Source organism: Reichenbachiella sp., from assembly GCF_033344935.1.
In the GTDB taxonomy this organism is placed as follows: Bacteria; Bacteroidota; Bacteroidia; order Cytophagales; family Cyclobacteriaceae; genus Reichenbachiella.
This window is the reverse complement of sequence record NZ_JAWPMM010000001.1, coordinates 2,938,097-2,949,344: the sequence shown is the minus strand read 5'-3', so window position 1 is coordinate 2,949,344 and position 11,248 is coordinate 2,938,097. Positions and strand designations below refer to the sequence as shown.

The window sequence follows — 11,248 nt, the reverse complement described above, 5'->3', positions numbered from 1 at the left end:
TTTCGATGAATTTACGGATATCCCCTATGGATTAGGTAAAAAAAACGCCCATTATCTGGCCATAAATATCGATCCGTTACTTTCATTTCCACTATCCGAGCAGCTAATGAAATAATAATACATACCATCAGGTAGGGCAGAACCATTAGATTTAGTGCCATCCCAAACACAATCATCGGCTCCTCCGTCAGGACTAAACGAAAGTTCTCTGATTCGTCTTCCTTTGCTATCAAAAATCACAACCTGGCAATCGGTACCACCAATATTTGATACTTCCCAACAATCACCGATACCATCTCCATTGGGTGTGAAGCTTTTTGCGGCGTTTACACCTGGAAAAACTAAAGTGACCGAATCTTTTTCTTGGCAACCTAGGTTGTCAATTCCATAAACTGATATAAGCTGTTTGTTTGAAACTGAAACGACAACTGAGAGGGCAGTAGTATCGTCGATGTACAAAGCTGGTTCCCATGCCGGTTCTGTAGCATTATTTACAGAAATTGTAATGCTAGACTGGCCCTCATCCATATTAATTATTCTGCCCAAATCTTGATCATCCTCTACGGTTTTGGAATCGGCCGAAATCGTAATTCCTCCTGTTGTATAATTGGATACTGTTACAGCGTCTGTACTATATATACATTTGATACTATCAGATAAAGTAACAAAAACATCCGCTTCAACAGTAACTTCTGCTATCGAAATTTGACTGATAGTATCCGTGCCAATTCGCCAAGCATAGGTTTCATATATATCCTCAAGTCTCAACGTGAGCGCGGTATCACTACATTTTTCAAAATTATTTGAATCACTATTATCAGATATAATCAGATCAACATCTGTAGGAGGTGCGACTACCGTCAAAGTGGAGTCCACGGGTGCATACGTACAGTCAGCATCGGCTATGCCATCATACTTGGCTGTAAGGGTTACAGCGTAAGTGCCCGCGGTTGCAAAAGCATGTGTAAGAGCATCGCCTGTTTCAGTACTACTCCCGTCCTTGAAATCCCAATGGTTAACAATACTTAGTTCACTTGCTCCAGTTGAGGTTGCGTTGAATGTGACTTCCACCTCTTCACAAATGGTAGTGTCAGAAGGAGTGAAAGCTGAAGTGGGAGAGGCTACCGTGGTTAATGTTCTGGTTGCACTCGTATAAGAACACCCGGACCCCGTAATAGTGACGCTGTAATCACCAGCAGCATTTGCTGTGTATCCACTGGGATCAGTTTCTCCAGTACTCACATTATTTAGTTTCCAATCATAGGTATAATCTACCCCGAAATCATTCGTGGTTAATTCCAATGAACTAGAGCTACAGAAAAAGTCAGGTTTTATATTGTTGACAGCAACAACGGGGATTGACGTTACTGTTACAACTAAAACATTGGATTTAAATTGGCATCCTGCTGTGCTTGATGTAGCAGTTACATAATATTCGCCCGAACCAGCAGAGGTGACTTCTGCCAAAGTTGGGTTTTGGTTTGTACTTGTAAATCCGTTAGGTCCGCTCCATAAATAGGCACTAGTAGCACCACCCGGAGTGGTTGTGAAAGTTATATCGTCTCCTCCACAGGGTGTAGAATCATCTACAATTATAGCTGGTTGTGTATAGCCATCGGTTGGGGTAGAAACAGTAATTGCAGCAGACTCTACTTGACATCCGGCGTTGTCTAAAATAGTTACTGTGTAATTGCCAGCGGTATTGATACCGACAAGAGAATTGGTAGCACCACCAGTAGTAGAACCATTTAATTCCCAAGCATAAGAATATCCACTTGTTGGTGCAATTAGATCTACAGTTTGACCAGTACAAAGAATAGTTGAACCTGATGGTCTGATTACCGGCTCAAAACATATTTCGTTCAGTCGCGTACCTAAATTACCATTGGCCGTAGATTTTGAGTTATTAGTATATGCGAAATCAGGGCGACCATCATTATCAAAATCTGCTACTTTTATGTTTCTAGCGTTATTTAGATTGGACTCTGCGACTAGGCCGACACTATAACTTGATGCAGCAATAGACGAAGGGTTTGTGTTCATTACGGTGTAAAATCCATTTTCAATTTCTGATCCTACTATAATATCTAAATCACCATCTCCATCAATGTCACCTAAGTCTACTCCCCAGCTTTGTCTAATCCCTAAGATGGATATAGGTGCTTTCATGCTGATGTCGCTGCCCGCAGAAGATGTGCTATTCTCTGAAATTTCAATAACGTTACTACTACTAATATCCGAATTGGTTAGAACTACATCAGCAAAACCATCATTGTTTAGATCTCCGGTTATTAAGGTTCTAATACTGCTATTTGTATTAACAAACAATGGATCTCTGAATGTTATAGTATTTGGCTGGCTGTTGTTTTGAAATACATAGTATCCCAATTCGGTAAAATTGGATGTGATAATTTCTGGTAGACCATCATTGTTGAGATCGGCAACATCAAGACCGCCAAGTCCAGCGGTACCTGAGTTTTCAGTTGCGGATAGTGCTACCGGTGTACTATTAAAGTCGATGTCTACGGCGGTACTAGTATTTTCGAAATAATAGACCTTATTGTCATCTTCGGTAGCGACTATGATTTCCGGAAGACCGTCCAAATCCAAATCGGCGATAGCGATACGCCCAGGCTTTCTGAATAAACCGCCGTTAGTTGGGAGTGTCCACTCTTCGCCAATGTCAAAATTACCCGCTCCATCATTAAGATAAGTAAAGAGGCTTCCTTCATTTCCTAGCTCATTGCCCAGTAAATCGGAAAAACCATCTCCATTTAAATCATCACAGACCACATTGGTCATGGTAAAGCGACTTTCTATCACAACCGCTGCATCAAAATTAGCATCTCCCACGGTAGAAGAATTCTTGAACCAAATCAATCCATCTGTACTTCCTGCATTGGTAATTGCTATGTCAAGAAGATTATCTCCGTCCAAATCACAAGTACACAAGTCTTGTGTTTGAGTTCTTGATGTCGTAAAAATTTCTTGATCTCCCATGTTTCCCAAAACCGTTGAACCATCTGTTACAGATTTGCCATCAAAAGTCGGAGTAAATTTTTCCATGGAATATCCGATGCCATTGGTAGTACGCACAGAAATTTGATCAAAAGTTGCTCCGAAAGGTACTGTAGCAGTAACTAGGCCAGCTCCTGCATTACTCAAGTCTACTGTTCCAGATTCAACGCCACCGAAAAATACCGTAGCTCCAGTAAGATTGCTTCCTGTAATGTTCACAACTTGTCCAACTCCTGCAGACGTAGGGCTGATGCTATTGATGTATGGTGCCTGAGCAATTGCATTTACTGATGCAGCTAAGGCTATAGCAAGGGCTATTATATATTTAGTCATTTGATTAGTCTTTCTCATTTCTGATTATTCCACCACATTTAAAATGTACACATGATTCAGGTTTTTCCGCTTACTCCACCTTTCTTGCTCTTCCTTGGCAATACCCATCGTAGCTCCTTTATGTACAACCACTACATATTTTTTGTCTTCAAGAGATTCTAAGTGACCTACTAGTGATCCATGGAATCCCATTTCAAAGATTTTATCACTATAGTCTTCCGCCTCTTCATAAGATTCAAATTCTCCAGCTATTACATGGTGACCAGCGGGTAATTCCAAAATGTTTCCTGGTACTCGACGATGTGTGTTCGGAGGCAATTCAGCATGATCTGGGGTATCGGTTAAGGCATCGTGCCATTTGAGTTCCTTAGTTTTGGTGCTGTCAGCTCGTGTCTGAATGTAGGTAGCACCAATCTCCCAAATGCCTTTATCAGTCGTTCGGTGCTGAAGTGGCGTATCATGATCGATGGTCTCACTCACTACTGCAGCTTGTGATTCACCAGCTCCGGCGGAAACATCCGCTGTAGTTTGTTCTGTAGGGTCTGGCGTAGTTTCTGTTGCTTGTTGTGTGGTTTGAGCTGCTGCAGCTGTGGCGGCGGCAGTAGCAGCGGCCGCTTGTTGCGCTCTTCTCTGCTCTGCTGCTTTAGCCCTTTGTTGAGCCAAGTATTGACTTCGTGATGAGCTTTTTGATTTTTCGTGTTTTGACTTTTTGAAGTTGTGTATAAAAGACACTGCCTGACGTTGATTTTTCTTTTTGTCACCAATTTGTAATCCTATACTTACTTCAAAAGTGCCCGAAGTTGCACCATCTAATTCAGACTTTCCATATTCATAGGCAAAACCAATGGCGCCTTTTTCTTGTATTTTAATTCCAAAAAGGGCTCCGGCTCCGTAATCCTGTCTATAATTCAAACCTGCCCAGATAACATGGCCGATATGTGCGATAACGGCCGCTTCGTATTGAGATAGGTTTTCAGCAGAGAACCTATAGATGAGGTGTGGCTCTATGGAAAAGTCTTTGTTTACTAAATGACGATAATTGGCTTGAAGTGTGAGGTCTTTATATGGCTCTACCTGTATCTCACTAAAACCATTGGAATCTACAACATCACGTCCGATCAGATTAGGAATAGAAAGCGCGACATTAAAATTCTCATAATAATAGGACACTCCTAAATCAGCCATAATAAAAGAAGTGTTGGACAAGGCAAGTAGGGTAGGATCTACACCTGCATCTACGTCGTAAGAAGTATAGCCACCCCCAATAGACATGCCGAATCGGATGAATTGTTTTCGGTCCAACTCTAATAAGTAGCCTCCAGTCACTTTTGCACCTGAAGTGACAATAGCATTTTCATTATTGTTAAAAGCCATAGCGCCAAAAGAAATATTGTTTTCTAATGGTGTGCTAAAACTAATATGTGAATAAGCTGGCGCCCCTTCTAATCCCAGCCATTGTTGCCGGTGTACACCAAATACTGTAGTATAACCAGTAGACCCAGCGTAGGCTGGGTTGATGACATAAGGGTTCATGAAAAATTGACTGTAAATTTTTTGGTCTTGTGCTAAAAGACCCTGACCTGCAAAGTATGCTGACAGCAGGAATACTAATATAATTTTTTTCATAGGTTATACCTGATAGCTAAAGTAAAAGACTATTTATTTAGTTCTTTTATTTTGACATTTGTACGATTCAAATCTAATTGAAAATTAACAAACTATAGAAATTAGATTACACTCAATACAATAATTGAAAAAAAACGATATTATTATCAAAACATGAATAATTTTTGTGCAATCGACTGCATGACTAATGATATTGATATAAATATTGTATTTTGCAAATCTTGATACAAACAGGTGATCACTTAAGATAGAAATGAAAAGATTATTGTTATTAGTGTTAATGTTGGTTTCGTTTTCCAGTCAGGCTCAATTTTGGTTTGGACCTAAAATTGGAGGACAAATTATTGTGCCGCAATATCAAGCTGAATCAAGAAGAGATTCTTTCAAAATTTCCAACAAAGTGAATTGGCATGCAGGAATTGGCATGGATTATTCTACTGAAGGGCATTTTGAAGTGCATACCGAGCTGATGTATATGCGGGTAAATAATAGAACACAAGCAAAGGATATCTTTCAGGATCAAACCCTCGATAGTAAAACGGTGAATCACTTTCTTACGGCTCCCCTCATGGCTCGTGTGGTGTTTATGAAAAACAGCCGATTCAAGGTGTTTGTTGAAGCTGGGCCGAGATTAAGTTGGTGGCTTGGGGGAAAGGGGACTATTATTTCTGATGAAACAGAGGAAAATGCATCTGAACCAGGAACTCCTGTAAAATTCAATGTGCAATTTGTGAAAGAGGAACTTGATGAAATTAATGTTGGTGATTACAACGATAAGCTTATAGTAACTAAACCAAACCGGCTGCAATATGCGCTTGACTTTGGCGTGGGTTGGTTGTTTGATATTACGCCATCACAACGAGCTATAGTAGACGCCAAAATAAGCTGGGCTCATTCAAATATGGCCTTCAATGATGGGACGACTTTCTCAAATATTAATAACTATGAAGAAGACCTAGAGTATCGATCTCATATGTTTGTTGTTTCCGTAGCCTATATGTTCGGATATAATCCAGCTTTGACCACAAAAGGAAAAAGTACCTCAAATGTGGGCGGGAAGAAAGCTAAAAAATACAAGAGGTAATAAATAAAGGCTTATTTCTTTTTGCGAGGCATCAAGTGCTCGTCCACAATACTTCTCAAGAATGTTTTACTCGTATTGATCGTAGGGTCACTATATACGTAAGCTGACAAGTCTGCAATTACTCCAGGTTTGTAGCCTAATTTAAGCGCGATTTTTTCGCAAAAGTCAATTTCGGATTGGAATACCTTGCCATCTACCTTCATGAGCTGTACAATATTGAATAGGTACTCAAACTTAGTGTCTGGGTGCAAATCATGCAATTCAGGAATAGGCATTGGGTTATCAATAATAGTCTCAATGTCATCTTCAGTAAGTCCGTGCAAATTGCCTAGATAGTGAATCATTTTTGATTCAGGTTCTGCAATAAAATTATCAACCTTTGACAGGTGGACAAGCAAACTCAACTGCTGCTTTACATCTAACTCTGATGACATATATATATTGATTTAGGCTGTGTTTCTATCTTTAAAGAAAGTACAAGTTCAGTAATTTGTTTCTAATTTTCAAATTAAATCAATTTTTGAAATATATAACTATTAATCTCGCTTGAGGGAAAATTATTTTTCAAAAACTTGAATATAATTTTGCTTCTGGTGAAATCCTGAAATATAATTGCAACAATGAAAATGATAAACAACAATACGAACTGGTGGTGGAGCATTTTGCAAGCGAAATGTGATCGGACCTAGTATGTATTGAAAAACATAAATAACAAAGCCCCGATCATCGGGGCTTTTTTTTTGCCAAAATTTGACATGAAACAATTTAAAATCTATTCGAAGACACGTGAAATACTTGGAGATATATTGACTCCGGTAAGTATTTACTTAAAAATAAGGGACCAATTCCCAAATTCTTTCTTGCTGGAAAGTTCAGATTACCATGCGAAAGAGAATAGTATTTCTTATATCGCATTTTCCCCTCTGGCCGAATTTAAAGTGGAAAAGGGGCATGTGATCCAGCAGTTACCTGGCGAATCGGCCGAATTCTCAAACCTGATAGATATAAATGCATTAGATGCATTTCAGCAATTCTTAGGGAGCTTCCAAACGAAGAAGGATGAGAATGTTCGGTATACCAAAGCTGGTTTGTTTGGCTTTACAGCGTATGAGGGAGTTCAGCTATTTGAGAATATTACATTCGATTCTCAAAAGATCAAGGACTTTGAGATTCCATTGATGCAATACTTTTTCTTTGAATACGTCATTGCCTTTGATCATTTCTCTAACAAGATATTTATTACGCACAATGCCCTTGAAGACGAAAGTCAGGGTTTTAAATTGGATGAAATAGAAATGCTCATCTCATCCAATAATACTCCCGAGTACTCCTTTCAGTCAAATGGGGTGGTGGAATCCAACATGACGGATGCAGAATACAGAGCCAGTGTACTGAAGGCCATAGAGCACTGCCAAAGGGGAGACACATTTCAAATGGTTTTGTCTCGAAGTTTTAGTACCCAGTTCAGAGGAGATGAATTTTTGCTTTATCGAGCATTACGGAGTATAAACCCTTCCCCTTATTTATTCTATTTTGATTATGGATCGTTCAAAATTTTTGGTTCATCGCCAGAGGCTCAGTTGGAAGTGAACGATGGGCAGGCAGCAATTTTCCCAATAGCCGGAACCTACAAGCGAACAGGAGATGATGAACAAGATGCTGTGGCGGCAAAGGCGTTGTCCGAGGACGAAAAAGAGACTTCAGAGCACGTAATGCTGGTAGACCTAGCAAGAAATGATTTGAGTAAATCTGGAGATCGAGTAACCGTAGAGAAATTTAAGGAGATTCAGTTCTTTTCACATGTCATCCATTTGGTGTCAAAAGTGTCTACTTATCTAAAAAAAGGAAAAACGGCTGTTGATTTGGCTACGGATACTTTTCCTGCGGGGACACTTTCTGGAGCTCCCAAACATAGAGCGATGCAATTGATTGATGAATATGAAAGCTCTCAAAGAGGTTATTATGGAGGAATGATTGGTTTGATGGATTTCCATGGCAATTTCAATCACGCCATTTTGATTCGCTCATTCTTGAGCCAGAATAACAAATTACATTTTAGAGCTGGCGCAGGAGTGGTAGCGAAATCGGACCCTGATAGCGAGGTTCAAGAGGTTTATAACAAAGTAGGTGCATTGGAATCAGCTATTAGAAAGGCGGATAGCATCAATAAAAAATTAGAAGCACAGCAATAATGAAGACATTAGTTTTAGATAATTACGATTCGTTCACCTACAACCTGGTGCACATTCTTAGGGAGTTAGAAGGAGACGAAAGCATGGATGTTTTTCGCAACGATGAGATCTCTCTTGAGGCAGTTGGCAAATATGACCGGATCTTGCTTTCGCCTGGTCCTGGTTTGCCAGCAGAAAGTGGGATTTTGCTAGATGTGATCAAAAAGTACGCGAAGGATAAATCCATTTTTGGAGTGTGTTTAGGTCATCAGGCGATAGGCGAAGTGTTTGGTGCCAAGCTTTACAATTTACCTACCGTATTGCATGGTATAGCTACGAATGTGAAGGTTCAGGCAAAAGATCCTTTGTTTCAAGATATTCCAGAAAATTTCAAGGTATGTCGTTATCACAGTTGGGCGATAGACCCAAAGCAAGCTGGAGATTTGAATGTGACGGCTGTTGATGATAATGGTGAAATCATGGCCGTAGCGCATAAAGAATATGCGGTAAGAGGAGTGCAGTTTCACCCTGAATCTATTCTTACCGAACACGGGATTAAACTCATGGAAAACTGGATTAATGCTTAATCAGATGAAAGAGATTTTACAAAAACTTACGAATAACTATATCTTGACTCAGCAGGAAGCCAAGGATACTTTGATTGAACTCGCCAATGGGGCGTACAATGAAAGTCAGATGGCTGCTTTCATGACCGTTTATCTTATGAGAAGTATTCGTACGCACGAATTAGCGGGATTCAAAGAAGCTATGCTAGACCTGTGTAAACCTATCAATTTGAAAGGTTATGATGCCATGGATATGTGCGGAACAGGTGGTGATGGAAAAGACACTTTCAATATATCCACTACTTCATGTTTTGTCGTGGCTGGTGCAGGACAAAATGTGGCCAAACATGGGAATAATGGAGTTTCTTCTATGTGCGGGTCTTCGAATTTATTGGTACACCTTGGGTATGAATTCAAAGCGGAAGAAGAAGAATTAAGGAAAAGTTTGGATGAAGCCGGTATCTGTTTTCTTCATGCACCATTGTTTCATCCAGCCATGAAAAATGTAGCTCCAGTACGTAGGGATTTAAGTTTAAAGACATTTTTCAATATGCTCGGGCCGCAGGTTAACCCAAGTCGACCAGAAAAACAGCTGATTGGTGTTTACAATCTTGAATTAGCTCGATTGTACCAATACCTTCATCAAAATGAGAAGCGTGATTGTGCTATTGTACACGCCTTAGATGGATATGACGAGATTTCACTTACGGGCGCTTTCAAAGTAATTACCAATCAAACCGAAACAGTATACAATCCAAATGATCTTGGGTTGAGCCAAACGAGTCAATCATCAATTAATGGAGGAGAGACCATTGAGGATTCGGCCAATATTTTTCTGAATGTTTTGAAGGGAGAAGCTACACAGTCGCAGACTGAGGTGGTTTTGGCTAATGCAGGATTGGCGCTAACGATAGGTAAAGGGCTCTCTGATATCAAAGAAGGTGTAGCGCTGGCTAAGGAGTCGATAGATTCAGGAGCAGCCTACGAATGCTTCAAAACATTTTTAAACCCAAGCAAAACTCAAATGCCAGTAACATAACCATGAATGTATTAGATAAAATAGTTCAAACCAAGAAGGAAGAGTTGGCTTACCAGAAGTCGGTGATTTCCATTGATGACTTGATCAAATCGAGTTATTTCGATAGAGATTGCCACTCTACGGTAAAAAACTTAGAAGAAGCCGCTCCTTATGGAATTATATCAGAATTCAAAAGGCAGTCACCTTCCAAAGGAATAATCAATAATAAGGCGGATGTAGCAGAAGTAGCTAAAGGCTATTGCCAGGCCGGAGCATCGGCAATATCCATTCTTACTGATCAGGATTATTTTGGAGGAAGTATTGAGGATCTTCAACGGGCTCGAAAACATATGTCTTGTCCAGTGCTTAGAAAAGATTTTATCATTGATGAATATCAGGTGTATAAAACGAAAGCTATAGGGGCAGATTTAATGCTTTTGATAGCAGCTATTCTGACCAAGGAAGAAATAGTAAGGTTTACTGACCTGGCTCATCAATTGGGGTTAGAGGTATTGTTTGAAATTCACAATGAAGAAGAATTTCACGAAGGATATTATGATGCAGTAGATATTTTAGGTGTAAATAATAGGGATTTGAAGCGATTCAAAACCACAATTCAGAATTCCATTGATTTGGCCAAAATCTTACCGAAAGAGCAGTTGAAAATATCAGAAAGCGGTATATCCTCCACAAAGGAGATGGATATTCTGGCTGCTGAAGGCTATAAGGGATTTCTAATCGGAGAGCAGTTTATGAAACATGAAGATCCTGCCAATGAGCTTAGAAAGTTTATGTCTACTCAAATGGCAAAGGGATGAAAATCAAAGTTTGCGGCATCAGAAATCAAGATAATCTGACATTTCTCAATGCTTCAGAAGTGGATTTTATTGGATTCATTTTTTATAATAAATCCAAAAGAAATTTTGATGACGGAGATTTGAATCAGACTATCAAATCCGACAAACTCAAGGTGGGGGTATTTGTTAATGAGCGTATCGAAAAAGTAGAAATTATTGCCCAAACTCATCATCTAGACTATTTGCAGCTTCATGGTGATGAGAGTCCAGCCTATTGCCAAGCGCTGAAGGAAAAGGGATTTAGGCTTTTTAAAGCATTTTCGATCCATGATGTATTGCCTACCGATTTAAAATCCTATGAGGATGTGGTGGACTACTTTCTATTTGATACCAAAGGGGCTGCTTATGGTGGGAACGGTACTCAATTTGATTGGAGTGTTTTGAAGCAATACAAATTGAGCAGGCCTTTTATTTTAAGTGGGGGTATTGGTCTGGAAGATGTAGCCGTAATTAAGAAGCTGGATCATCCAAAACTGTTTGCAGTGGATGTGAATAGCCGATTTGAAGTGAGTCCTGGTCAAAAGGATGAGAAAGCATTAAAAGAATTTATAGAAGAATTAAAGCAATAATTGATA

The 11,248-nt window shown here is 39.6% G+C and carries 9 protein-coding genes; 6 read left to right on the top strand and 3 right to left on the bottom strand.

What is annotated here, in order from left to right:
• Positions 1–51: 51 nt before the first annotated feature.
• Both R8N23_RS12820 and R8N23_RS12815 read right to left on the bottom strand, forming a co-directional pair.
• Positions 52–3,351 (bottom strand): FG-GAP-like repeat-containing protein, encoded by a 3,300-nt coding sequence (locus tag R8N23_RS12820; RefSeq protein WP_318172003.1) that lies wholly within the window; start codon positions 3,349–3,351, stop codon positions 52–54.
• Between the two features lie 24 nt (positions 3,352–3,375).
• Positions 3,376–4,977 carry a type IX secretion system membrane protein PorP/SprF gene (locus tag R8N23_RS12815; RefSeq protein WP_318172002.1) on the bottom strand — a complete coding sequence of 534 codons (1,602 nt, stop codon included), beginning with the start codon at positions 4,975–4,977 and terminating at the stop codon, positions 3,376–3,378.
• A gap of 253 nt (positions 4,978–5,230) precedes the next feature.
• Between R8N23_RS12815 and R8N23_RS12810 the strand changes: the two genes are divergently transcribed.
• Positions 5,231–6,061, top strand: a complete 831-nt coding sequence (locus R8N23_RS12810) for an outer membrane beta-barrel protein (protein WP_318172001.1) — start codon at positions 5,231–5,233, stop codon at positions 6,059–6,061.
• A gap of 11 nt (positions 6,062–6,072) precedes the next feature.
• On the opposite strand, the gene R8N23_RS12805 is transcribed toward R8N23_RS12810, so the two are convergent.
• On the bottom strand, positions 6,073–6,495 hold the full coding sequence (locus tag R8N23_RS12805) for a TerB family tellurite resistance protein (RefSeq protein ID WP_318172000.1): 423 nt from the start codon (positions 6,493–6,495) through the stop codon (positions 6,073–6,075).
• A gap of 321 nt (positions 6,496–6,816) precedes the next feature.
• On the opposite strand from R8N23_RS12805, the gene R8N23_RS12800 reads away from it, so the two are divergent.
• The 5 genes from R8N23_RS12800 to R8N23_RS12780 are packed head-to-tail and all read left to right on the top strand — an operon-like array spanning position 6,817 to position 11,242.
• Positions 6,817–8,253 (top strand): anthranilate synthase component I family protein, encoded by a 1,437-nt coding sequence (locus tag R8N23_RS12800; RefSeq protein WP_318171999.1) that lies wholly within the window; start codon positions 6,817–6,819, stop codon positions 8,251–8,253.
• Positions 8,253–8,819: an aminodeoxychorismate/anthranilate synthase component II gene (locus tag R8N23_RS12795; protein WP_318171998.1), complete on the top strand. Its 567-nt coding sequence runs from the start codon at positions 8,253–8,255 to the stop codon at positions 8,817–8,819. The genes R8N23_RS12800 and R8N23_RS12795 overlap by 1 nt, the downstream gene beginning before the upstream one ends.
• 4 nt (positions 8,820–8,823) lie before the next feature.
• The gene (gene trpD, locus R8N23_RS12790) at positions 8,824–9,837 is read left to right on the top strand and encodes an anthranilate phosphoribosyltransferase (RefSeq protein WP_318171997.1); all 1,014 of its coding nucleotides are present in this window, start codon (positions 8,824–8,826) and stop codon (positions 9,835–9,837) included.
• Between the two features lie 2 nt (positions 9,838–9,839).
• Entirely contained in the window at positions 9,840–10,634 is a 795-nt protein-coding gene (trpC, locus tag R8N23_RS12785) for an indole-3-glycerol phosphate synthase TrpC (protein WP_318171996.1), read from the top strand.
• On the top strand, positions 10,631–11,242 hold the full coding sequence (locus tag R8N23_RS12780) for a phosphoribosylanthranilate isomerase (RefSeq protein WP_318171995.1): 612 nt from the start codon (positions 10,631–10,633) through the stop codon (positions 11,240–11,242). Before trpC ends, R8N23_RS12780 begins: the two co-directional genes overlap by 4 nt.
• Positions 11,243–11,248 lie beyond the last annotated feature (6 nt).

What these genes read in the sequence shown, in the direction of transcription:
- R8N23_RS12820 (WP_318172003.1), bottom strand. Translation starts at nt 3,351, where the DNA reads ATGACTAAATATATAATAGCCCTTGCTATAGCCTTAGCTGCATCAGTA.
- R8N23_RS12815 (WP_318172002.1), bottom strand. Translation starts at nt 4,977, where the DNA reads ATGAAAAAAATTATATTAGTATTCCTGCTGTCAGCATACTTTGCAGGT.
- R8N23_RS12810 (WP_318172001.1), top strand. Translation starts at nt 5,231, where the DNA reads ATGAAAAGATTATTGTTATTAGTGTTAATGTTGGTTTCGTTTTCCAGT.
- R8N23_RS12805 (WP_318172000.1), bottom strand. Translation starts at nt 6,495, where the DNA reads ATGTCATCAGAGTTAGATGTAAAGCAGCAGTTGAGTTTGCTTGTCCAC.
- R8N23_RS12800 (WP_318171999.1), top strand. Translation starts at nt 6,817, where the DNA reads ATGAAACAATTTAAAATCTATTCGAAGACACGTGAAATACTTGGAGAT.
- R8N23_RS12795 (WP_318171998.1), top strand. Translation starts at nt 8,253, where the DNA reads ATGAAGACATTAGTTTTAGATAATTACGATTCGTTCACCTACAACCTG.
- trpD (WP_318171997.1), top strand. Translation starts at nt 8,824, where the DNA reads ATGAAAGAGATTTTACAAAAACTTACGAATAACTATATCTTGACTCAG.
- trpC (WP_318171996.1), top strand. Translation starts at nt 9,840, where the DNA reads ATGAATGTATTAGATAAAATAGTTCAAACCAAGAAGGAAGAGTTGGCT.
- R8N23_RS12780 (WP_318171995.1), top strand. Translation starts at nt 10,631, where the DNA reads ATGAAAATCAAAGTTTGCGGCATCAGAAATCAAGATAATCTGACATTT.